Genomic DNA, 22,809 nt, shown 5'->3' on the forward strand with positions numbered 1-22,809 from the left:
GTGCCTTCTCCTGAATAAAAATGTTGATTTTTCAGTCAGTTGAACGAATCGCACTTGTGCTTGTAGAAGCGCGTCCAGCCAATCGAGTCACCATTTCAATCAACTCTGTAGGTTGAGCTAGCTTGTGCAGATGCGACTCAAATCCAGCTGCCAGTGCTTTTGAGCGATCCTCTTCTAGATAGGCGGTAAGCGCAGCCGCCGGAATATGCCATCCTTTCTTGGCTTCCAGTTCCCGCACTTTGCTAATCAAGCTATACCCATCCTCATAGGGCATCCGAATGTCGCTAACTAAAACATCGGGATGGAATTGCTCCATTGCCTCTAACGCAGCTGCGGCGGTTGCTACTGCCGTTACGCGAATACCATGTGACTCCAAAACAGCGGTAAAAAATTCGCGGGCATCGGCTTCGTCATCTACCACAAGAACCTGTAAGCCGTCAAGGGCTTGTGGCAGTACGGTGAGGGGAGTAGTTACTTCAGTTGGGATATCTTCGCGGTTAAGTGCAAAGGCGGGTTGAGTAACAACCTGCTTGTACTCGCTAATGTCATGCACGCCAATTCGCAATGCCTCGATCGCACCAGCATCATCGCGGACAAGCGCCACTTTCAAAAGCGCTGCAAACGAGTTATCGCCTCTTGGGTATAGGTTTATCTCCCAATTTTGCACGTCACTGACAAAAGGAAGCTGGTTGAGAAGAGCGCGAAAGCTCATGCGATCGCTTTGTGCAATATAAACAGCGAGTGGTTTACCAACCAGATAGTTTTGTGGCACATGTAGTAGTGTAGCGATCGCCCGATTAGCTTTTAGGATGACTCCATTGCTATCGGTCACCAAATAAGCATCTGGGCTGAATTGAAACAAATCGTAATAATACTGACGCTCTTGCATCGCTTGTTGATTTTGCCCGAAAAGCTCCTCCTCAACGACGGCTGATGCTTCCAAACTCGTCTGCATCTCCTCTATATACAGTTGGAGATTTTCCAGAGCAACAGCAATCTCCTCTAGAGCTTCAGTCACCTTTTTTTGTAGCGGGGGAGATAACTGCGTCATGTAATTGTGCAGAACTGCTATTTGCTGATGAATCAGTTGAATATATTCTCTAAAGTTCTCGTCACTCATGGATTTTATCTTGGCTTCCTCCTACCCGCTGATTTTCATGACTTATACAGTTTCTCAAGATTCTCACCCCAAGACAGCAGTACAAAAGAACTTCAGCAGATAAAAATTTTTACTTCTGAGAATTGCTTGCTCAATTTACTATGATACAAGCACTCTTTAGACAGTGCGATACCTGCTTCCAATGCCAGCCGATCAGATTAGCGCTTGCCAGCCGTGCTGATTAGGTTAGCGCTCGCCCCCACTAACGCCTCTGGCTTTACAGGTTTGGCGATATGAACTTGAAAGGAAGCGTAACAAAAGAGTATTATCTTGCCAATTCTAACCTGCTGCTCCTAGGGCAGATAGCACTGTTGCTTGCCATTGCTGCTTCCATTCTTGACTGGTTCTTCCGGAACTAAGGTGAAAACTGTATAATAGAATACTTTCAAAAGTATGTATTCAAATGGACTTGCATCTTGATATATTGCTAAATCTGCCGAATGTAACAGTTGAAAGCTGCGCTCAACAGCCGAATGAAGTGTATTTGAAGTTGCGTTTTTTAACGGAAGCAGCTAGTTGTCCTCATTGCCAAAAAATTAGTGAAGAACTTCATCAAAATCGCCCGATTTTAATTCGAGATTTATCTGTATTTGGTCAAGCCACATACTTAAAAGTTCCCCGTCGCCAGTTTTATTGCCGTGAGTGTCAGCAGTATTTTACCGAATCTCTACCTTTCATGAATGAAGGACGGCAATATACAAGGGCGCTATGAAGAGTATATTTATCAGCAAGTACAACTCTCAAGTATTGAGCAAGTTAGTCGAGCAGAGGGACTAACATTCGAGCGGATTCAAGGCATCTTTAAGCATCAATACGCTCAGAAAAAAACGATGGATGGTCAGGGGTCAAGCGGATTGGAATCGATGAAATCAGCAAGCGCAAAGGGCATAAAAACTTCGTTACGGTTATCGGAGACATTAAAGCTGGGAAGTTAATAGAAGTCATCGATAGTCATCGGCAGGAAGTTATCATTGAAACCCTGATTCAGCAACCATTACGGGTACGCGAACAAATTGAGGAGGTGAGCGTGGATATGTGGGGAGGGTTTCCTAAAGTTGTTCAAGCAGTATTTCCCAACGCAGTAATTGTCATTGACCGTTTTCATGTGATGAAAGTAGTGAATGAAGAGTTAAATAAGATTCGCAAACAGGTAGGTATATTTGACCGTAGAAGCAAGTTTCTTTTGTGGAAGAATGGCTTGGATTTGACCCAAGAGGAAACCCAAAAATTAGAGGAGATTCTACATCGCTCAAAGCGGTTGAGACGGGCATATCAGTGGAAAGAGGAATTCCGTGCGATTTACGAGAAACTGCTAACAGTTGAGGAGGGCAAGGAGCAGATTGAGTAGTGGTTGCATAAAGCACGAACCATTTATAGTCAGGTTGTGGCAACAATTCGGACTCATTTAGATGGGATTTGCAACTATTTTCGGAACCGAACAACCAATGGAGTCATGGAGGGAATTAACAATCGAATTAAACTGATTAAACGGCAAGCTTACGGCTTCGTAAATTTTCACAACTTTCGCGAACGGCTACTAGCTTGCTTTTCATATTAGAAAAATTTATCACCTGTTTTGCGGGAGAGCCTCTTGACTTTCCATCTTTGCCCTGATTTGTAAGACTTGATGAGCACCTTCTCTGGTTCACTGCATCTTTTTTGATCTTTTCTGTCGGGCATTAATTAATGATTTAATTTGTGATTCGGCTACCTGACTAGTGTAAGTTTGATTGGCTTGCGCCCGCGCTTAATAATTAACAAGAGTAAGTTTGATTACTCTCGATGTTATTATAGAGTTCAACTAGTTTAAACTTTTTGTGCTCATCACTGATGTTACCCGAAGTAATGCTAGCTTTAGCAATGCTTCTGGGGACTCTCCATACCAAAGTTTCCATTTAGCACTATCTAAGGATTCCGCAAAAGTCTCTTCTAAAGCTTGCTTGACACTCTGAAATTTCTTGCTAATTAGGATATACTCACTGCTAGCACAATACGGTTGTAGTACTTCTAATACAGACCAGCAATTGTTGGCTCCATCCGCTAAAGCTATCAGATGTGTGTCTTGAGATATGCCCTGCTTAAGAGCAGCATTAATCACATAATTCTCGATCGTTTGCAACTTGTCATCTTTGGCAGAGATGACACAAGTTTTATTAACCAGCTGCCGATGGTGTTTGTCCACTACTTGTAGGTTATAGGATCGATATACCACAGCCGATAGTACCTCCTTTAGTTAGAGGTTAGGTTTAGTTGAAAGCTTTAAGGTTCAGGTGTTGATTTGTAGTAGTTAATTTTTTTAGTAGTCTAGAAGGCTGATACGAAGGGTAAATTTTTTCAAGAGACTTCTACATACCTCTCGCTAATAAGCTTTTATCCTACACTGTTCTCCGCTCCTAGTATTAGAGTTTGGACAAACAAATTTGTCCAACTGCGATAAACAAAGCACTATACAGCAAGCACGGGAGACAATAGACATGAGCCAACCAATTAAAGTCGAAAAAACGGTAACCATTGAAAAATCCGCAGAAGATCTTTACCGCTTCTGGCACAACTTAGAAAACTTACCACGCTTTACCAGGCATCTTAAAAGTGTAAATGTCTATGACGATGGGCGATCGCACTGGGTGACGAGCGCACCGATGGGCAACAGCATTGAATGGGACGCCAGAATCACTGAAGATCGCCCGAATGAAGTGATTGCCTGGACTTCGGTGGAAGGGGCAGACATTGCGAACTCTGGTGCGGTTCACTTTCAACCGGCTCCTGGCGATCGAGGGACTGAGGTAAAAGTCACCACAACCTATGATGCACCTGCTGGAGTCGTTGGAGATGCGATTTCCAAGCTGTTTGGCGAAAACCCAAAACAGCAAATTGGAGATGATCTTGCCCGCTTCAAAATGCTGATGGAAGCAGGCGAAATTGCCACAAACGATGGTCAGCCATCGGGTCGCCGTAACTCAAAGGACTAATCACGATGAAAGCAGCTTGTTGCAGGGCTTTGAAATGTTCAAGCACAAGCAAGACCAATGCATCAAAGTAATGTTGCAGCCCACCTAGTGGCTCATCTCACTACAAACAATGGAGAAAAATCATGAAAGCAGTCTGTTGGCAAGGGGCTAATAAAGTGGGAGTTGACACGGTCCCCGATCCCAAAATTATTAACCCACGAGATGCTGTGATCAAAATTACGTCAACCGCAATTTGTGGGTCTGATTTACACCTCTACGATGGATTTATTCCGACGATGGAGCAGGGCGACATTCTCGGGCATGAATTTATGGGAGAAGTCGTTGAAGTCGGTAGTGAAGTTAAGCGAATTAAGGTGGGTGATCGCGTCGTCAATCCATTCCCGATCGCCTGTGGTCACTGCTTCTTCTGCAAACAATCGCTAACATCCCTGTGCGACAACACCAATCCCAATGCCTTTATGGCAGAAGCGATTATGGGACATTCACCCTCAGGCATTTTTGGCTACTCCCATATGTTGGGGGGCTACGCAGGCGGTCAAGCAGAATATGCCCGCGTTCCTCATGCTGATGTCGGTCTATGCAAGATTCCCAACGGGTTAACAGACGAACAGGTACTGTTCCTTTCGGATATCTTTCCCACTGGATATATGGCAGCGGAAAACTGTGATATTCGACCGGGTCACATTGTCGCTATCTGGGGCTGTGGACCGGTTGCTCAATTTGCGATTCGCAGCGCTTTTTTGTTGGGAGCAGAACGGGTAATTGCGATCGACCGTGTGCCTGAACGCCTCCAGATGGCAAAAGACGGCGGGGCAGAAGTCCTCGATTTTGAACAGGTTGATGTTGGGGAAGCCCTCAAAGAAATGACGGGAGGTCGTGGCCCTGATGCCGTGATGGATGCAGTGGGGATGGAAGCCCACGGTATGGGACTGGAGGGACTATACGACAAAGCGAAACAAGCAGTCCGTTTAGAAACCGATCGTCCCCCTGCTTTGCGGCAGGCGATCCTTGCCTGTCGTAAAGGAGGCACTGTGTCCGTTCCTGGTGTTTATGGTGGTTTTGTAGACAAGATTCCCATGGGGGCTTTTATGAACAAAGCCTTGACCATGAAAACGGGACAGACCCACGTTCACAGGTATTTTACCCCGCTACTGGAGCACATTCAGAACGGCGATATCGATCCTTCGTTTGTGATTACCCACCGCTTACCGCTAGAGCAAGCCCCGGATGGTTACGAGATCTTTAAGCACAAAAAGGATCACTGCATCAAGGTCGTACTCAAGCCAGGCCAGAGTACCTGAAATCTCAGTGAGGCAACCTTAGAATTGCTGATGATTCAGCCAGTCCAGCATCATTGGTCGTTCAATCGCTCCTATCTAAGCAGGTTGGAGGATTGCTGGACTGCCTACCCGAAAGCGATCGCCAGACTCTTGAGCCGCGCTGGGGCCTTGGCACTAGTTAAGGGCTTAGGAGATCGTCCTACAAAAATTACGCGCCCCTAGGGTGATTTATGTTTATAGCCTGACTACTTTAGCGACGGCTGCGCCGCGAGGATCGGCTTCTGCATGGGAGACACGACTCACATGATTCTACGCAAAGGGCCTAACCAACGCAACAACGCGGAAACGCACGGTGCCGAGCGCGGGCTCGACCGCTTTGAGGGGTTCAGCGACGCGGTTTTCGCAATCGCGTTGACCCTGCTGATCGTCGAGATCAAGGTCCCCGGATCGCCCGAGGGTCCGCATGGTTACAGCGACCTGGCGAGCGCCATGGCCGAGCAGTGGCGCGAATATTTCGCGCTGGTTCTTTGTTATGTCGTGATCGGTGCCTACTGGCTGCAGCACCATTATTCAGGTCGCATTTACGCGAAGACTGATCATTGGTTCGGCGCGCTCAACCTCCTGTTCCTACTGGCAATCGTCGTCATTCCTTATCCAATCCGCGTCTGGTGCTTCCACCTCGGCACGGGCTTCGAGCCCGTCGCGTCAGTGACCCTGGTTGCTGGTCTTGCCCTGACCGCCTGCACCTGGATGGCGAAGTGGTTCTACGGAAAGCCGGGCCGTCGGGTGATGGACGAACGGCTCGCACCCGATTTCCTCCGGCAGATGACGCGCCGCTACGGCAGTGCGACGCTGATCCAGATCGCCGCAGTTCCGGTCGCGGTCGTGGTGCCGCGCGTCGGAGTGGCCATCGCGCTGCTGTGCGTCGCCTTCTTCCTGCTACCGCAGCCCAAGCCACGCTACAAGCCCGGAGAGCAGCCGAACGCGGCTGGGAAATTGGAACAGTAAGCTCACACAATCTAGCTGGCGGCAAGGGAGAAGCAAGCCAGGGTAAACGAGCGTGGAGCAGACGGAATCGAGATTCAAACAACCGACGTTTAGCGGAGACATAGAAAAATGGTTAGTCAGTTGCAGAAGTTACCCACCGATGAGTCGTTAGGCACGCTGGAGACAGTTGCTCACTTTGATGGCGCAATGCTAACCGGCGTGACAGTGTCACATCAGGGGCGCATCTTCGTCAATTTTCCGAAGTGGGGTGATGAGGTCGCATTCACCGTGGCGGAAATCCGGGAAGGTTGTCCTGTGGCTTACCCTGACGAGGCGTTCAATCGTACCAACCCGAATGACCTCGCTGGGACGCTTGTATCTGTGCAAAGTGTGGTTGTCGATCCGGTTGATCGCCTATGGATTCTCGACACGGGTAGTCCGATGTTCCAGCCGACGCAGTATGGTGGACCGAAGCTCGTCTGTGTGGATTTGACGAGCGATCGCGTGATCAAAACAATCCTCTTTCCCCAAGATGTCGCCCTGCCTACCACTTACCTGAACGATGTCCGCTTCGACCTACGGCGCGGTACCGAAGGCATAGCATTCATTACGGATTCGTCTGACCAAGGGGCAAACGGAATTATTGTAGTAGATTTGGCATCAGGCGCGAGCTGGCGCAAGCTGCACGATCATCCATCTACAAAGGCTGAGGCGCTATCCAATTTCCGCCCAATCGTCGAGGGTCGTCCACTGTTGGAACGTCAGCCGGACGGGAAGACCAAGCCAATCACAATGGGGTCAGATGGGATTGCCATAAGTGCAGACGGGTCACGCCTATACTACTGCCCGCTTGCTAGCCGACGGCTCTACAGTGTTGCCATTGATGCACTCGTGGATCGCTCGATTGACGATAGCGCTGTTGCTGCAACCGTAATTGATGAAGGAGACAGGGGCGGTGCTTCCGATGGACTCGAAACAGACGCGGCAGGGTATATTTACTCGACGAACTACGAGCATAATGCGGTTCTGCGTCGCCGTTCTGATGGAGAGTGGGAAACGGTAGTACACGACCCCCGCCTTCTGTGGCCCGATACGATGTCCGTTGCGGCAGATGGATACCTCTACGTCACAGCCAATCAGTTGCATCGTCAGGCGAGATACCAAAAGGGAAAAGACTTGCGCCAAAAGCCGTATACGCTCTTTCGCGTTCGCATCGACGCGCAACCTGTTCTACTGCGGTGAGGCTCGAAAACGCGAGGGTTGCACAACAAGCACAAGAGGCAATGGCCATGAACCAATCGATCAAAGTTGAAAAGACGGTGTAACAAGCCAGTAGAGGAACTCTACCGCTTCTGGCACACCTTATACCAGATTGAGATGAAGTTTCATAGAAGAAAGGAAGTTGCTCAATCGGTCAGCCTTTCAAGAGAGTGGGTTAGGAATCGGGAAAACAAAGCCTTGTCAAGCTACGCGCTCGTGCTGCGAAGCAGGTTAGCTTTTTGTAGTGCCTAACGACTTTGCTGCAGGACTCTTGGTTCAGTATGAATTCTCTATCTCTAACCCATCTTGCAGTGCCGCCGAGCACTATTCCGGAACACCTTAAATCACAGGTGGGCTTGAATGCACATAGTCCATTTCCTGTCAATGCGTAAGTCCTATTAACTTCTCTAGGTTCTGCTCGGCTTCACGATAGCTATATAATGCCCCTTGCTCACACTGGAGTTTGGCTAAATCAGGATGGATATTTGTGCTAAATAGAGCTTTGATACTGGGAGAACTTTGCCATCTGCATTCGGCATCGCTACAAATATGCTTTTGCAGGCGCAGCTTATGGTCACTGAAGACCGCATGGAAATCTGACTCTCTATATCCAAACTTCTTCAGTTTTGCACCACAACTTGGGCAAACATCAACACCTGTGTCAATCAAAATAGATTGTTCTGCCAATAATGCATTTTGGACTTTTTCCAATAGAGATATCTATTCCCGATGACGTAGACTTAAATCAATAATCGATTTAGGAGCTTGAATATCATAGACTTTAATGGTGTCTCGCTTCACCACTTCTTGGCTGCTCATAGAGACTTTCAAGGGTTAATGATTCGTAATTTGTGTGTCATCAGCCCATCACTCTCTTTTCCTTGCTTAAAAGAGGGCTTACCATCAAGTCCTGCTCGTAATACTCTTTTGTTACGCTTTTAGAAAAGTATTTTGGGGTAGGGTTGGGGTAAAATTTTCGCTCAATGACTGAAACCCCTGTAAATTAAAGCTTTTCCATAGCCTTCCAAGCTATTGATGTGAGTTCGATTCTCGCTACCCGCTTTTTGACTAAAACCTTTGAAACTCAATATTTTCAGGGCTTTTTCAAGTTTTATCAGCTATAGAAGCCTACTCAAGGCAATACCCCACATACTCCAGAGTTTTCTACTATAGCAATCGTTTTCTCAGCAACCAAAATCCAAAACCAACGAGGACACCAATTGCAAGACTGAAACTGAAAGGGTAATTGCAGATGTCAGTTTTACTAAAAATATCTTTGCAATCTTTTACAGGCTCTTTTAGTAGAGATACTGTGGCTACACCAGCACCTACAACAGCGACAAACTCTTGAAAATTGCGATCGCGTTCGGATTTTTCAACTTCAACACGACTGCGAATTGCATTACTTGTATCTTTTAGCAGTTGCAACCCAAGTTGCATATTCTCAATGTCTTTAGTAAGTTGCAGTAGATCTTTTTTGATAGCTAGATCGCTAAATTTTTCTAAGAAATCTAATCGATCGTTTCGATCTGCTTTTTCTTGAATAAAATTTAAGCGAGTTTGATAATTAGATAAATTAATTTCAATAACTTGTTTTTGGAAAGAAAGTTTGAGTAAATCGATAGTATATTGTTGAAGAGTGTCGCTAATATTGTTTAAGATTTTACGAGAACCAGCAAAGTTGTGTTTTTTCTGCCAGTAGTTGCTTTGGTGGATGATCTTGCGAATTTCTTCAATTTTTCCATAATGCTTAATCAAAGATTCTTTGACCAAACGGCTTTGCCGATAAGCCCAAGTAATTTTGTTTCGATAGCAAAATAAACCCATCCAATCTGAATAAAATTCCGCCGCTTTTTCGGCGCTTTCTCGGTTGGAATAAATAGCAATAACGACGTGGCGATCGCTACTTTCATTCCGATCCAGATTTCGCGATCCCAAAAATTCAAAAATACTGCTACCTAAAAAAGTACCGCTACTTTTTTGTTGGTAGTTATTGTCTTCAAATAAAGCATAATAGCAATCTTGGGCAATATCTTCAGGATTTTGAAATAAGTCTTTGGATAGGTAACCAGAAAGTAACCAGGTTTGTCCAATGACTGCTAGTTCTTTATGATGTCTGCTATCAATTTCAGTTTTGAGAGTTTTAAAACATTTAGCTGGTTGAGGATCGGTTTGATTTTTAACAGAACAATCAATTTGTAAGCCATAAGTGTCATTAAGTCTGACAGGATAGTAGTATCCTTCTAATTCCTCATCGTTTGATTTGAAGTCAATTTGAGCTGGCTTCGTAAGTTTAGAATGCTCAGTTTCACTGTCAGAATCTTCAATTTGAGTACCATCCGGCAATTGAGATAAAAAGGCTATTTTATTTTTTTGGATTTCTTCATGAGTTGCATTGAGTGGAGTTTTTAAAGCGTAGATAAATAGATCGAGAGTAGGATAGATTAAATCGCTCATGAGAGATTCGGAAGATAAACATTAATTCACTTAGACTAGTCACTGCAAAAATTCTTTCACTTTCTCTAAAAAGCTAATGTTTTTAACTGTTTCTTCTGGTGCTTCAGAACTACCAACGACGATAACAACATTATTGATTTGACTTTCATATCCGCTAGCTTCGGTTTTCGGCTTAAAGCCTTTAGTCATAGCAGTTCTACCCAAAGCATTGAGCTTATTAGTTTCAGCTTCATTAGGAAGTAAATTACTGGGCAGTTGTTTTATGTTATCCAATCGAGTTTTATAATATTGAAATGAACGATCTAATTCAGAATTAGCAGCAATCATCTCCAGTAAAAGTTTTTTAGTATAGTTTTCCCAAGCTTTTGGTTGAGTGTTTAATTGCTTCGCAACTTCTTTAAGTTTCTGCTTCTCTTGTTTGCTCAGGGAAGTTTTTAAGTCTTGAAACGCCAAGAGAAATGCTATTACAGTACTGTCAGTCTTGTTTTGCATAGGTTTCAACCTTAAACTCACTACTGCTGAATGTAAACAAACCTAAGCTCTGCGATTACTGAAAAATCCTGGTTAAATAAATGTTATCGAATCTATGTTCGCGTAAGAGATTATTTTATGATATTTTGCAAGTATAAAACAGTTCTTTGGATTTAAGCTGTATACTTTATAACTAGTAATAAAATACCTTTGAATTGACTTATAGCGATTCTCGTTATAATGCGATACATTCGTAGGGGCGCACAGCTGTGCGCCCCTACAGATCTTGTATTTCATCGAATTGAAAAAGGCTATAGATGCCTGTTTCATCAATCGTGGATTGGAATTGAAAGATCGATTAGCACAGCAATTGTTGCTATTTCCTCAGTATTTTTATGCTCGATCGGTGTTAATAATCTAACTTTGATATAACATTCTTCGCATAAAAAAATAAGTAAGCCTTACCCACTCTACGTGCTAATTTTTACAAATTAAACGAAACTTTTAGATCGCTTCATTATCTCGATTTAGTATAAACGATCGCATAGTTTTAACTTTGCAAAGTTTTAACAAATTTTTAATCTAAAAATTGCAGGATTTGCAACCGATTTTTCTGTAAAACTTAAGTTAACTAGTGAAGAATATCTCTAATTTGTGGTGTGTAATATTGTCAGGGGCGATCGCCGCTAGCTTCAACAACTGTTCCAATCATTAGCGAAGTAGGAAAATGGCATCTGAATGGACAGCTCAAGTTATTGGGATTAATTACTATCCAGATTTTAGCAAACTGAAACCGCTAACAGCAGCAACACAGGATGCGAAAAAAATTGCGGAAAAGATAGAACAATACGGTTATAGAACCTTTCGCGTTCAGCGTTTACCAGAAACCTCAAATCAAAAAGGAGAGAGTCAAAACGATCTTCAAGCAGTTGTCAAGGCGAAAGAACTGCGAGAAGCAATTACAAATCTCTTCAATCCTCCTCCGCCAAACCCACCCGCTGAAACAGCTTTGTTCTTCTTTTCAGGACATGGATGGTATCACACTATTAATGGGGAAAGAGAAGTCTTTTTAGCGACTAGCGATGCATTTCCTGAAGAAAAAATCTATGGTATATCTCTGAGATGGCTGGGAGAGCAATTGCGAAAAAGCCAAGTAAAACGAGCGATTGTTTGGCTAGATTGTTGTTATAGCGGTGAATTGATCGGATATATTCCCACAGACAAAGATTACTGTTTAATTACTGCCACTCGTTCCTATGAAACTGGAGTAGAAATTCCTCACGAACAGGGATTGTTGACACAAGCGTTACTTGAAGGATTAAATCCCCAAAACGATCCAGATGGGATTGTAAATAGCCACAAATTAGCAGATTATATCGAAAAGCGCATGGCGCAAACAAGTCAGCGTCCCTTAATTGCTAATTCTCAACGAGCAATTCTGCTAACGACTGGATTACCTAAAAAAAGCTTTCAGGATAAATGTCCTTATCGTTCTCTGTCGTATTTTAGCGAGAATAAAGAAGATGCAGAGGTGTTTTACGGAAGGGAAGCATTGACAAAGCAGTTAATTCAAAAGCTAGGAAATAAACAGCGCTTAATCACTGTATTAGGAGCTTCTGGTAGTGGAAAATCATCTTTACTCCGGGCTGGATTACTTTATGGACTGAAGCTTGGACAGGAGATTTCAGGGAGCGATCGCTGGATATATATTACTCCATTTACCCCTAAAGAAACTCCTCTTAAAAGTTTATTGGCTGCTTTTTCGCGTTCGTTTCCCGACCTTTCCTTGTCTCAAAATGCAACGGTAAATATTTTTCATCAGACGGTGGAGAAGTTAAAAGTCCTAAACACACCTACCGTCTTGATTATCGATCAATTTGAAGAATGCTTTACCATGTGCAATGAAAGCAAACAGAAAGAATTCTTTAAATTTTTGCGAGAATTAATTGATAGTGTAGATACAATTTGTATTTTAATTGGGATGCGATCGGATTTTCGGGCAAGACTGCGAGAATATCCCCAAGTAGCTGAAAAGATTGATAAACATTTCATTGTCGAACATTTGAACTCTCAGGAAATTGAAGCAGCTATTACTAAACCTGCCGATTTGGTAGGAGTAGGCATAGAAGGAGAGTTAAAACGCAAACTGATTGACGATGTTGAGGATTATCCTGGAAGTCTGCCTCTGCTGCAATATACCCTGACAGAATTATGGCGCGAGTCGAGACAGCAAGGAGAAAAGTTTCTTTATCTAAAAACTTATGAGGGTTTAGGTGGGATTGAGGGAACGTTACAAAAACGTGCAGATGAAATCTACAACAGTCTCTTAGCTGAAGAAAAAACTGTGGCGCGGCGAATTTTTCTAGAATTGACTCAGATGGGAGAAACCACGGATACACGGCGGCGCGCGCGTTTACACGAGATGGCTAATTCTCATCATTCCCTCGAACTGCTGCAACAAGTTAGCGAGAAGTTAGCCGATAAAGATGCACGGTTAATTACAAAAACGGATGATGAAGAATCCCATGATGTGATTTTAGATGTTGTCCATGAAGCTTTGCTCCGCCACTGGACGCAGTTAAATGAGTGGAAAAGAGAATATCAAAACGCGATCGCGATCGAACGCAGAATTGAAGCCTCTGCACAGGAATGGCAGGAAAATGAACGTAAACCAGAATACTTACTTCAAGAAACGAGATTAGGGTGGGCAGAAGAGTATTTAGAAAAATATAGTTCATTAGGGATGTTGGATGGACTAGCAGAGGAGTATATTGAGGAAAGTCAAAAACTGCGCGATCGCCTGCGTCAGCAAGAGGAAGAAAGCAGACAACGAGAATTAGAAAAAGAACGACAACTAGCACAATTTCAAAAAGAGGCACGTCAACAAGCAGAGCAACGTCTAGAAATAGCACAACAACTAGCACAATATCAAGAAGAGGCACGTCAAGCAGCAGAACAACGTGCAGAAGCAGCACAACAACTAGCACAAGCCGAAGAAAAGGCGCGTCAAGCAGCAGAACAACGCGCAGAAGAGCAAAAAAAGACTAATAAAAAGCTTCGGAGTAGAGCAGTTGGTTTGGGAGTTGTATCTATATTGGCTGTAGTTGCCGCAGGAAGTAGTATGGTTTTTTCGCAGTATGCTAAAAGACAGGCAACCAATGCCGAATTAGGTGAAAAAGTTACCAAGATAGATTACTCACTAACGGCAAAGCCTGTAGAGCGGTTAGTTCTCGCTATTCAAGCCACTGGTCAGAGTTTATCAGAGCCGAACGATGTAACGGCTCCAGTTGAATCTAGTTTATTGCAAGTCGTCCAAACTGATATTAGAGAACGAAATCGATTCAGTAGTGTAGGCAATGTTGCTGCCATTAGCCCCGATGGTACGAGGATTGTTACAGGTCATTCAGACGGGAAATTACAGCTGTGGAATCTCCAAGGACAAGCGATTGGCAATCCTTTTGAAGGACATACGAAGGCTGTCTGGTCAGTCGCTTTTAGTCCCGATGGCAATTACATTGTCAGTGGTAGTGATGACAACACCATACGCTTATGGAATCTCCAAGGACAAGCGATCGGCAAACCATTTAAAGGACATACGGATATTGTCAACTCAGTCGCTTTTAGTCCCGATGGCAATTACATTGTCAGTGGTAGTAGGGACAAAACTGTGCGCTTATGGAATCTCCAAGGACAAGCGATCGGCAAACCATTTAAAGGACATACAAATTCTGTTCTCTCAGTCGCTTTTAGTCCCGATGGCAATTACATTGTCAGTGGTAGTAGGGACAAAACTGTGCGCTTATGGAATCTCCAAGGACAAGCGATCGGCAAACCATTTAAAGGACATACAGATGCTGTCTGGTCAGTCGCTTTTAGTCCCGATGGCAATTGCATTGTCAGTGGTAGCGATGACAACACCATACGCTTATGGAATCTCCAAGGACAAGCGATCGGCAAACCATTTAAAGGACATACGAAGGCTGTCAACTCAGTCGCTTTTAGTCCCGATGGCAAGTACATTGTTAGTGGTGGTGACAACACCGTGCGCTTGTGGAATCTCCAAGGACAAGCGATTGGTAAACCGTTTAAAGGACATCTACATACATTTTCTGTTCTCTCAGTCGCCTTTAGTCCCGATGGCAAGTACATTGTTAGTGGTGGTGACAGCACCGTGCGCTTGTGGAATCTCCAAGGACAAGCGATCGGTAAACCGTTTAAAGGGCATACGGATTCTGTTTACTCAGTCGCCTTTAGTCCCGATGACAAGTACATTGTCAGTAGTAGTAGGGACAACACCATGCGCTTGTGGAATCTTCAAGGGCAAGCGATCGGCAAACCGTTTGAAGGACATACGGATATTGTCTCCTCAGTCGCTTTTAGTCCCGATGGCAAGTCTATCGTCAGTAGTGGTATGGACGGCACCGTGCGCTTGTGGAATCTCCAAGGACAAGCGATCGGCAAACCGTTTAAAGGACATACGGATGCTGTCCACTCAGTCGCCTTTAGTCCCGATGGCAAGTCTATCGTCAGTGGTAGTGATGACAACACCATACGCTTATGGGATCTGCAAGGGCAACAGGTCGGTACTTTTAAAGGGCATACGGATTCTGTTTACTCAGTCGCCTTTAGTCCCGATGGCAAGTACATTGTCAGCGGCAGTTGGGACAATACCGTGCGCTTATGGGATCGAGAGCTGAAGGTTGAAAAGTTACTAAAAATGGCGTGTAACCAACTGCACGAACATACTCTGCTTGTTAAAGATAAAGTTGCTGGCGATACTTGTCTCAAATGGGGTGGCTGGAACGATCGCCAGAAAGACGAATTTCAGGCAAGGCGAGATCCGGCTTAGCGAGCGATCGCTTGAAGATCGATAAAATTACGATCGCCCTACCTCTTCTCTCTTACTGTTTCAACAACAAATAGTAGAGGTGTCCCCGACTACCCGTCACGCCAGCGCGATCGCCTGCAAGTTGCCCCGTACCCATGAAATAATCTACCCTACCTGCTCCCTTGATGGCGCTACCAGTGTCTTGATCTAATACGTAGCGGCTGACGTTTCGATACTCTAGCTGACCGAAATTGCTAGCAAAGGGCAGTGCGGTTTGCATCAATGCTAATGCACCAGGGGGCATCAGAGATTTATCCGTTGCGATCGAACGTTCTGCTGTCACTGGCACTCCAAGACTACCAGTTGCAGGTGCGCCGTGAGTTTCGCGAAAGAAGACGAAACCTCGCACGCGGGGAATGTAGTTATTCAATTCCTCTGGATGCCTGCGGAAATAATCGATCATCACGGGTAAGGTTAAACCGCTTAAAGGCAATTTGCCGTCTTTTGCAAGTTCCTTACCAAGACTGACGTAGGGATGGGCTGTTTTGCCAGCGTAACCGAGAGTCATCATCTTGCCATCTGGAAGCAGCAAACGGGCAGATCCTTGAATTTGGACTAACAGTGCTTCTAAGCGATCGCGCAGCCAGACAATTTCTAGCCCTCGCAGCCGATTTTTCGATCCCGACAAGCCATCTTTACCTTCTAATTGCCACCGAGTTAAATGTTGCAATTTGTCAAAGTTAGGAGGTAAACGATAAAGGGGGTAGCGAAATTCTGCGGTAGGGACGCGACTAGCTAAATATATCGGTTCGTAGTATGCCGTAAATAAGACTTCTCCTCTGCCATTGCGCCCAGAAGATTGATAGAAATCAAATTCGCGCCTGACTGCGGCTTGTAGTTCGGCGGGAGTACGAGATTTCACGACTAATTGCCGAAAGCGCACTAAACTGCGCCAAACGCGATCGCGGGTAATCCCTTTAACTGGATATTTGCGATATGCCCTCGCCGCTGCTGGCGATTGAATATACTTCAAACTATGGTCGATCGATCGTAGTAGCGATCGCCAGTCTCCTGCTTGCCCCTTTTCACCCCAAATTTGCTCGTCTAATCCCAAGAGTTCGGGCTGACAACAAGCAAGATTTTGTTGCTGTGTCACGCTCAACAAGCGCGGTACGGCGCGGGCGACAGGGAACGAACTAGCGGTAAAAATGACGACTCCCACACCAAGGGCGATCGAAGCTATCTTCTTTCTCATGCCTCTGACTAAAATCTTTCTACACTAGAACTAAACATCGGTTCTACTCGAATTGCCAAGATGCGCGATGGACGCACTACCATGTACTCACCCTGAATGTTTTTAATCGGGACGCTGATAAAGTCATTAGAAGCGGCTTTCGGTGACAGCTCGTTACCAAACCACTTCTGGAAATCTTGCACGTCGGTAAACCGAATTTCTTCTCGGTGTCCGCCTTCCATTAAAATGTGTACCGCATATTCGCTTGGATTTCTAGGCATACTGTCTCAAAATTCTCAAACTCGTTCAGTCAATTGTCAACTACTTTTCACCAAAATGAGAATAGTAGAGCATTATAAGTTTTGAGTGTAGTGAAAATATTTATGTGACAAATATTTAACTTTTATTAAAGTGATTTAAAAACTTTAATCGTTCGATTAATTTAATTCACTGATTTTGTTCTGACGGTATTAAAGTTTAATTTCTGGTGCTACTAAATCTAAGTGTTCTCTTTTTTGTGAGCTATTTTGCAAAAAATTACAGTTTTCGAGCTTACCTAATGTTGCGATCGCAATCTGTATATCTGTGGTCACAAAAAAAAGACAGACATGATGCCTGTCTTATCAGTTTCAGTTATAGAAAACAAGCAAAATGCCTGTCCTACACAAAAGTAATTCCGGCTCTACCGGATGATACCTTCACTTAGAAATTCATTTCAGCTGCTTGGACTTTTTCTACCTGCTTTTTCTTCAGTACTAGTAGAACTTGACACAACATAATTGCTGCCAAGAATGCCAACAACCACTGTACTCTGGTAGAACTTTGTAGCACGATTTCTCCGTCATCTTGACCGAAGCCACCTACATTGGGGTTATCGGTCAAAGCATCACCAGCTGCAACTGTTTGTCCTTCAGAGACGATAAAAGCAGGTCCAGCCGGAACGGTGTCAACTTTTGTCTCTCCAGATTCAGTCTGGATGCTAACTTCGTATTTAGCATTACCAAATTCATCTTCCACTTTGGCAATTTTGGAAATTGTGCCAGCAGCAGAAGCAGTATAAGCAGCGTTATTACTCTTTTCACCAGTGGGGTAGACTTGACCGCGTCCTCTGTTACCACCGACGTGAACGGGGTATTTACCAAAATGAACGCTCTTGTCTTTAGCTGGGTCGGGCGAAAGGACTGGGAAGACAATTTCTTGATATTGTTCGCCAGGAAGGGGTCCGACGATGACCACATTTTCCTGGTCTTCGCTGTAGGGTTGGAAATAAAGATCGCCAACTTTCTCCTTCATTTCCTCAGAGATGCGTTCGGGAGGAGCAATTTTGAAGCCTTCTGGTAACATCAAAACCGCACCAACCTGAAGCCCACCTTTAGAGCCATCGGCAACAACTTGTTGAACGTTAGTGTCGTAGGGAATTTTTACGACTGCCTCAAACACGCTATCGGGCAATACCGATTGCGGTATTTCTACTTCTGTTGGTTTTGCCGCTAGGTGGCAGTTAGCACAGACAATACGTCCGGTTGCTTCTCTAGGGCTTTCAGGATAGGATTGCTGCGCCCAGAAAGGATAGGCAGCAGCCGCTTGTGGCAGGGCAAAATCGCTAGAGAAGAAAAAGGCTACTGTAGCGATCGCCACCAGCACCATCTTGGCGATCGCTCTAGCACTGCAAGACCATCTTGCTCGGATCGAAACTCTTTTCATCGGCAGACAACTAATTAAAACTAGGAGTAAGGGGTAAAGGGAAAAGTCAAAAGTCAAAAGTCAAAAGTCAAAATTTCCCGACTCCCGACTCCCGACTCCCGACTCCCTAATCATCAAGACTCATACGCTACAAATTGCGGCAGCTCTAAGCCCACCAAGGATCTTCCCCAGTGCGAAAATCGGTTTCCGTCCAAGGCGTTAACACGACTTTGTCATCTTGGACTGCGGTGTGAACCAGTGCCAGCGATAGGGGGGCGGGACCGCGCACGACTTTACCCGTATTATCGTATTGGGAGCCGTGACAAGGACACTTAAACTTGTTTTCTGCTGCGTTCCAAGGCACGACACAGCCCAAGTGGGTACACACGGCATTTAAGCCATATTCGCCGACCGCGCCTTTGCTTTCTACAATCAAGTAGGTGGGGTCGCCCTTCAGTCCTTGAACCAACGAGCGATCGCCTGGATTACGGTTGGCAGTAAACTGACTCACGCTCACGTCATTACCGAGTTCGTCTTTTGCCGTTACACCTCCACCTGCACCACCAGCAGCAGGCGGAATAAAGTATTTGACTACTGGGTACAATGCTCCTAGCGCTGTACCTGTGATTGTCCCAAAAGTCAATAAGTTCATGAATTGCCGTCGCCCCATTCCTGGGACATCCATTGATTCAGAAATCTGAGCCATAACTTTTCTTTTGCGCTTTTACCTTTGTTTACAACCCTCTTCACAGTGACCAGCGACCAGCGACCAGTTATCAGTTTTTAGGTTTTTCTCAGTGGGAGTCAGATTTTTCCACAATCCTAAGCGTAGTACGTTTGAGGCAAATTCTAAATTCCCCTCTGAAACTTTTGGCGATCGATCGCTATAAAACTAGTAACTGTTCCGAAGACTGCCCTGTCATCCACAAACATGATAGAATTCCTCTGCCAAGGATGTTGCCAGCCTTGATGAGAGCAAACATTACATTTCTTTATATTGGTATCATACCTGAGTAGCGTAGCTTTACCCTGTAACGAAATGTGAAGGCGACAGCAATATAGGCAATACATTTTAAGACTTATGACTGGAGAAGATTTACGCCAGCTGTTGCTGAACAAGTGGGGGCGCTCTTATGACGTGCAATTGCGGCGCACTCAGGGCAAGATTTTTCTACAGGTGATGTGGAAATATCTCGAACAAGCCTCGTTTCCGTTGTCGGAGGCAGAGTACAAAGCCCATTTAGATTCGATCGCGAGTTACTTAAACGAGTTTGGCGGGGTGGGACAGGTACGGACATATATTACTCAAACTCGCGATCGTCCTCGATTGGGTAAAGCTGTTAGCATTCCGCTCGATTTGGGCGAACGGGCTTCAGAGTGGCTGTTGTAACTAATAGTGTGGGGACAAGTCACAAGTCACAATGACTAGCCACCAGCCACTAGCCACTAGTCACTGATAACTGACTCTTCACAAGATTCTAGAGGGCAACTATAATAGTCGGGTTTAGCTGTTCTGCTGGAATCTGGCGCTGCATGATCCTAAAGGCTGTTGTAGTTAGAGTAAGCCAAGTACTCATCCCTGCTACCTGTGTGGCGATCGCCATGGGAATGAGCGCCGTTGTTGCTGCCCAATGCAGCCAGTGCAAGCTTTATAATCCTATTGCCTTGCCTACCAGTAACCAGATCGACGATACTTTATCAGAAAAAGATATTCCCACGGGTCAGGGAGGATTTGCCCGCGATTACGTGATGGAATTTAAAGAGGGTGAAAGTGTGGCGATCGATCTTGCCTCTGAGAGTTTTGACGCAATCTTGACGCTACTTGCCGAAGACGGTTCTACAGTAGCAGAAAATGATGATGGTCCTGATGGCAGTAACAATGCTCTATTGTTTACGCGAATTGCTAAAACGGGAAGATATATCGTTCGCGTGCGAGCATTTGGGGAAACTGGGGTCGGTAACTTTCGTCTCAAAGTGACGCGGCTGCAACCGGTATCGTCCGATCGGAGCAATCCACTTATACCAAAGTTACGTCAATTTCTGAAGTAACAGTTATCAGTTATCAGTGTAGAGACGTTACGTGTAATGTCTCTACAAAGTAGTCAGTTATAAGAAATTGGTAGTACTGTTAAAATGTAATTCCGATCTAATTCTGAACTGAAGCCGATCGTTTAGCAACCTGGGAACGCGATCGCATTTGTTCTCCTACCGTTACGTTGAGTTGATCTCCTACTAATAATACTAGCCCGCTCATGTAGAGCCAGAGCATTAAAACAATGACTGCTCCAATTGCGCCGTAAGCTTGATTGTAATTACCAAAATTAGCTACGTAAAGTCGGAAACCAGCAGAAACCAACGCCCAAGAAACAGCAGCTAATACAGCTCCTGGCATTAGTGGCATTCCAGGGTTCCAAATGCTCGGTCCATAACGGTAGACAAAACCAAAAGCAGCCGCTACGATCGCCAGGGCAATGGGCCAGCTTAAAAGTTGCCAAATAACTAATAAGAACCATAACCGATTTTGACTTTTCAATACAAAAAAATCTAACAGCCAGTCGCTAATAAATACTAAAAAGGAAGCGACAACTAATAGTAAAATTGTCCCAATTGTCAATCCTAAAGAGATGAGTTTTGCTTTCCAAAAAGGACGCATTTGTTCTAGAGGAATTTCATGAATGCGATCGAGTGCTGTCATTGCTGCGCTTAAAGCCCCAGAAGCAGCCCAAATTGCTACGATAAAACTAATCGAAAACAAACCTGTATTTCTCGTTTGAGTAATTTGTTTGGAGAAATCTCGAATTAGTACCATCGCCTCATCTGGTGCGACTTGACTCAATTGACTTGCTAATTCCTTAAAGGTAGATTGCAGAGATTCTTCAAATAAACCGATCGCGGTAATGACAGCAAGAATCGCTGGAAATAAAGACAGCATCGCATTATAAGCAATTTCTGATGAAAGTCCAAACAGACGACGTTGCCCAACGCGAGCCACTGTTTTTGTCAAAGTCTTCCAGTTGAGATAGCGGAAGAAGCGGAAAAAACGAGTTGATAGCATTTAATGTAGTCGTGGCAGCTACGATTCATTCCACCATCTGCCAAAACTGATAGATTCGTCTAGCGACGGAAGATAGATTTGCGAGTTGCTCGTGATTGGTGGCTAGTGCCTCGACTCAATTCTAGCCACTAGCCACCAGCCACTAGTCACTGATAACTGTTAAAATCCCATGACTTTTGCTACCGAGTCCAATGTCGGCTCAATGCCTTGCTTAAACGTATTTTGGCTGTGGTTGATGGCTGTGTCTGGGTCTTTCAAGCCGTTTCCGGTTAAAACGCAAACAACGGTTGCACCACTAGGAACTCGATCTTTCACCTTGAATAATCCAGCCACAGAAGCAGCGCTGGCAGGTTCGCAGAAAATGCCTTCTTCGGCAGCGAGAAAACGGTATGCGTCCAAAATTTCGGCATCGCTGACAGCATTGAATTCTCCCGCACTAGCTGTTTGTACCGCGATCGCTTTTTGCCAGCTGGCGGGGTTGCCAATGCGGATAGCTGTAGCAATTGTCTCAGGGTGAGTTACGGCTTGTCCCGTGACTAAAGGAGCAGCGCCAATTGCTTGAAATCCCATCATTTTAGGTAAGCGATCGCACTTCCCTAGACTATGATATTGACAAAATCCCATCCAATATGCAGTGATGTTTCCTGCATTGCCTACGGGAATGCACAACCAGTCGGGGGCGTTGCCTAAATTGTCAACAATCTCAAATGCTGCGGTTTTCTGCCCTTCTAAACGATAGGGATTGACCGAATTCACCAAATTCACTGGATAAGTCTCTGCCATCTGGCGCACAATTTCTAGGGCGCGATCGAAGTTGCCTTTGATTGCTAGTATTTCTGCTCCATACAGCAAAGCTTGTGCTAGTTTTCCTAGAGCGACGTAGCCATCGGGAATTAAGACGAAAGCTCGCATTCCGCCGCGTCGCGCGTAAGCTGCTGCTGATGCTGAGGTATTGCCCGTACTGGCACAAATGACAGCTTTGGCTCCGGCTTCTTTTGCCTTGGAGATTGCCATCGTCATGCCTCGGTCTTTGAAGCTACCCGTGGGGTTCAATCCATCATACTTAACGAGTACGCGCACCTGTCTGCCAATTTGAGCCGCGATCGCAGGGGCGGGAATTAGGGGTGTGTTCCCCTCTAATAAAGTTACAACTGGAGTTTGGTCGGTAACAGGCAAATAGTGCCGATATGTTTCTATCAGTCCAGACCAATTTTGGCAATTTGATGATGTATTAGCAGACAGGCTTAGAGTCACGGGTTCGGAATGCAACAGATTTGGAATGCAAAAAGGGTAGTTTTTATAACCAAAAAGCTATCCTGCACGAGGCAGAGGTAAAGCTTCTTATCTCTAGTCTAACCTGATGGTAGCTGCTTCACATCATCAACTTCCAATTGCCAGTTCTAAAACCGCCACAGTTTAATTTTGT

19 protein-coding genes and 2 pseudogenes are annotated in these 22,809 nt (G+C 45.0%); 10 read left to right on the top strand and 11 right to left on the bottom strand.

The features are described from left to right. Nucleotides 1-31 precede the first annotated feature (31 nt). Nucleotides 32-1,120, bottom strand: coding sequence for a response regulator (locus tag DSM107010_RS12115; protein WP_106166574.1), 1,089 nt, complete (start codon nucleotides 1,118-1,120; stop codon nucleotides 32-34). A 442-nt stretch (nucleotides 1,121-1,562) separates the two neighbouring features. Here DSM107010_RS12115 and DSM107010_RS39570 point away from each other — a divergent pair, with 442 nt between their 5' ends. After that, entirely contained in the window at nucleotides 1,563-1,871 is a 309-nt protein-coding gene (locus DSM107010_RS39570) for a transposase family protein (RefSeq protein ID WP_199755504.1), read from the top strand. Nucleotides 1,872-2,018: 147 nt separating this feature from the next. Then, a pseudogene (locus DSM107010_RS41215) lies at nucleotides 2,019-2,717 on the top strand (ISL3 family transposase). A 243-nt stretch (nucleotides 2,718-2,960) separates the two neighbouring features. On the opposite strand, the gene DSM107010_RS12125 reads toward DSM107010_RS41215, so the two are convergent. After that, a complete protein-coding gene (locus DSM107010_RS12125; RefSeq protein ID WP_106166575.1) occupies nucleotides 2,961-3,371 on the bottom strand; it encodes a hypothetical protein in 411 nt (136 codons plus the stop codon). 160 nt (nucleotides 3,372-3,531) lie between these two features. Between DSM107010_RS12125 and DSM107010_RS12130 the strand changes: the two genes are divergently transcribed. The 5 genes from DSM107010_RS12130 (at nucleotide 3,532) to DSM107010_RS12145 (ending at nucleotide 7,637) form a co-directional block, all read left to right on the top strand. Continuing rightward, entirely contained in the window at nucleotides 3,532-4,128 is a 597-nt protein-coding gene (locus DSM107010_RS12130) for an SRPBCC family protein (protein ID WP_373425455.1), read from the top strand. Nucleotides 4,129-4,250: 122 nt separating this feature from the next. Beyond that, complete coding sequence (locus tag DSM107010_RS12135) at nucleotides 4,251-5,429, top strand: zinc-dependent alcohol dehydrogenase (protein ID WP_106166577.1); 1,179 nt, start codon at nucleotides 4,251-4,253, stop codon at nucleotides 5,427-5,429. 30 nt (nucleotides 5,430-5,459) lie between these two features. After that, the gene (locus tag DSM107010_RS38365; RefSeq protein WP_158631776.1) at nucleotides 5,460-5,630 is read left to right on the top strand and encodes a hypothetical protein; all 171 of its coding nucleotides are present in this window, start codon (nucleotides 5,460-5,462) and stop codon (nucleotides 5,628-5,630) included. Nucleotides 5,631-5,711: 81 nt separating this feature from the next. Next, complete coding sequence (locus DSM107010_RS12140) at nucleotides 5,712-6,416, top strand: TMEM175 family protein (RefSeq protein WP_106166582.1); 705 nt, start codon at nucleotides 5,712-5,714, stop codon at nucleotides 6,414-6,416. A gap of 108 nt (nucleotides 6,417-6,524) precedes the next feature. Next, the gene (locus tag DSM107010_RS12145) at nucleotides 6,525-7,637 is read left to right on the top strand and encodes an L-dopachrome tautomerase-related protein (RefSeq protein WP_106166578.1); all 1,113 of its coding nucleotides are present in this window, start codon (nucleotides 6,525-6,527) and stop codon (nucleotides 7,635-7,637) included. Nucleotides 7,638-8,057: 420 nt separating this feature from the next. Here DSM107010_RS12145 and DSM107010_RS12150 read toward each other — a convergent pair. From DSM107010_RS12150 to DSM107010_RS12160, 3 genes and pseudogenes are all read right to left on the bottom strand, one after another. Continuing rightward, nucleotides 8,058-8,474: pseudogene (locus tag DSM107010_RS12150) on the bottom strand (ISKra4 family transposase); the annotation flags it as partial. A 348-nt stretch (nucleotides 8,475-8,822) separates the two neighbouring features. Further along, nucleotides 8,823-10,112, bottom strand: coding sequence for a hypothetical protein (locus tag DSM107010_RS12155; protein ID WP_106166580.1), 1,290 nt, complete (start codon nucleotides 10,110-10,112; stop codon nucleotides 8,823-8,825). A gap of 39 nt (nucleotides 10,113-10,151) precedes the next feature. After that, on the bottom strand, nucleotides 10,152-10,604 hold the full coding sequence (locus tag DSM107010_RS12160) for a hypothetical protein (RefSeq protein WP_106166583.1): 453 nt from the start codon (nucleotides 10,602-10,604) through the stop codon (nucleotides 10,152-10,154). Between the two features lie 706 nt (nucleotides 10,605-11,310). On the opposite strand from DSM107010_RS12160, the gene DSM107010_RS12165 reads away from it, so the two are divergent. Next, complete coding sequence (locus tag DSM107010_RS12165; RefSeq protein ID WP_127023043.1) at nucleotides 11,311-15,432, top strand: nSTAND1 domain-containing NTPase; 4,122 nt, start codon at nucleotides 11,311-11,313, stop codon at nucleotides 15,430-15,432. Nucleotides 15,433-15,484: 52 nt separating this feature from the next. Here DSM107010_RS12165 and mltA read toward each other — a convergent pair whose 3' ends face one another. From mltA to petC, 4 genes are all read right to left on the bottom strand, one after another. Beyond that, entirely contained in the window at nucleotides 15,485-16,666 is a 1,182-nt protein-coding gene (mltA, locus tag DSM107010_RS12170; protein ID WP_015154089.1) for a murein transglycosylase A, read from the bottom strand. An 8-nt stretch (nucleotides 16,667-16,674) separates the two neighbouring features. Beyond that, nucleotides 16,675-16,926 carry a hypothetical protein gene (locus tag DSM107010_RS12175; RefSeq protein WP_015154090.1) on the bottom strand — a complete coding sequence of 84 codons (252 nt, stop codon included), beginning with the start codon at nucleotides 16,924-16,926 and terminating at the stop codon, nucleotides 16,675-16,677. Between the two features lie 421 nt (nucleotides 16,927-17,347). Next, a complete protein-coding gene (petA, locus tag DSM107010_RS12180) occupies nucleotides 17,348-18,349 on the bottom strand; it encodes a cytochrome f (protein WP_015154091.1) in 1,002 nt (333 codons plus the stop codon). A gap of 145 nt (nucleotides 18,350-18,494) precedes the next feature. Next, nucleotides 18,495-19,034, bottom strand: coding sequence for a cytochrome b6-f complex iron-sulfur subunit (gene petC / locus DSM107010_RS12185; protein WP_015154092.1), 540 nt, complete (start codon nucleotides 19,032-19,034; stop codon nucleotides 18,495-18,497). Between the two features lie 375 nt (nucleotides 19,035-19,409). Here petC and DSM107010_RS12190 point away from each other — a divergent pair, with 375 nt between their 5' ends. Next, entirely contained in the window at nucleotides 19,410-19,718 is a 309-nt protein-coding gene (locus tag DSM107010_RS12190; RefSeq protein ID WP_015154093.1) for a DUF3067 family protein, read from the top strand. A gap of 143 nt (nucleotides 19,719-19,861) precedes the next feature. Continuing rightward, complete coding sequence (locus DSM107010_RS12195) at nucleotides 19,862-20,377, top strand: PPC domain-containing protein (protein ID WP_015154094.1); 516 nt, start codon at nucleotides 19,862-19,864, stop codon at nucleotides 20,375-20,377. A 97-nt stretch (nucleotides 20,378-20,474) separates the two neighbouring features. On the opposite strand, the gene DSM107010_RS12200 is transcribed toward DSM107010_RS12195, so the two are convergent. Both DSM107010_RS12200 and thrC read right to left on the bottom strand, forming a co-directional pair. Continuing rightward, a complete protein-coding gene (locus tag DSM107010_RS12200; protein WP_015154095.1) occupies nucleotides 20,475-21,383 on the bottom strand; it encodes a YihY/virulence factor BrkB family protein in 909 nt (302 codons plus the stop codon). Nucleotides 21,384-21,542: 159 nt separating this feature from the next. Next, nucleotides 21,543-22,637, bottom strand: coding sequence for a threonine synthase (gene thrC / locus DSM107010_RS12205; RefSeq protein WP_106166012.1), 1,095 nt, complete (start codon nucleotides 22,635-22,637; stop codon nucleotides 21,543-21,545). Nucleotides 22,638-22,809: the final 172 nt, after the last annotated feature.

The organism is Chroococcidiopsis cubana SAG 39.79, assembly GCF_003991895.1.
GTDB classification, from domain to species: Bacteria; Cyanobacteriota; Cyanobacteriia; order Cyanobacteriales; family Chroococcidiopsidaceae; genus Chroococcidiopsis; species Chroococcidiopsis thermalis.

Bases quoted from the DNA above. Each gene is read 5' to 3' on its own strand.
- DSM107010_RS38365 (WP_158631776.1), top strand. From the start codon at position 5,460: ATGATTCAGCCAGTCCAGCATCATTGGTCGTTCAATCGCTCCTATCTA.
- DSM107010_RS12175 (WP_015154090.1), bottom strand. From the start codon at position 16,926: ATGCCTAGAAATCCAAGCGAATATGCGGTACACATTTTAATGGAAGGC.
- petA (WP_015154091.1), bottom strand. From the start codon at position 18,349: ATGAAAAGAGTTTCGATCCGAGCAAGATGGTCTTGCAGTGCTAGAGCG.
- DSM107010_RS12140 (WP_106166582.1), top strand. From the start codon at position 5,712: ATGATTCTACGCAAAGGGCCTAACCAACGCAACAACGCGGAAACGCAC.
- DSM107010_RS12195 (WP_015154094.1), top strand. From the start codon at position 19,862: ATGATCCTAAAGGCTGTTGTAGTTAGAGTAAGCCAAGTACTCATCCCT.
- DSM107010_RS12190 (WP_015154093.1), top strand. From the start codon at position 19,410: ATGACTGGAGAAGATTTACGCCAGCTGTTGCTGAACAAGTGGGGGCGC.
- petC (WP_015154092.1), bottom strand. From the start codon at position 19,034: ATGGCTCAGATTTCTGAATCAATGGATGTCCCAGGAATGGGGCGACGG.
- DSM107010_RS12160 (WP_106166583.1), bottom strand. From the start codon at position 10,604: ATGCAAAACAAGACTGACAGTACTGTAATAGCATTTCTCTTGGCGTTT.
- DSM107010_RS12145 (WP_106166578.1), top strand. From the start codon at position 6,525: ATGGTTAGTCAGTTGCAGAAGTTACCCACCGATGAGTCGTTAGGCACG.
- mltA (WP_015154089.1), bottom strand. From the start codon at position 16,666: ATGAGAAAGAAGATAGCTTCGATCGCCCTTGGTGTGGGAGTCGTCATT.
- DSM107010_RS12165 (WP_127023043.1), top strand. From the start codon at position 11,311: ATGGCATCTGAATGGACAGCTCAAGTTATTGGGATTAATTACTATCCA.
- DSM107010_RS12115 (WP_106166574.1), bottom strand. From the start codon at position 1,120: ATGAGTGACGAGAACTTTAGAGAATATATTCAACTGATTCATCAGCAA.
- DSM107010_RS12135 (WP_106166577.1), top strand. From the start codon at position 4,251: ATGAAAGCAGTCTGTTGGCAAGGGGCTAATAAAGTGGGAGTTGACACG.
- DSM107010_RS12155 (WP_106166580.1), bottom strand. From the start codon at position 10,112: ATGAGCGATTTAATCTATCCTACTCTCGATCTATTTATCTACGCTTTA.
- DSM107010_RS39570 (WP_199755504.1), top strand. From the start codon at position 1,563: ATGGACTTGCATCTTGATATATTGCTAAATCTGCCGAATGTAACAGTT.
- DSM107010_RS12200 (WP_015154095.1), bottom strand. From the start codon at position 21,383: ATGCTATCAACTCGTTTTTTCCGCTTCTTCCGCTATCTCAACTGGAAG.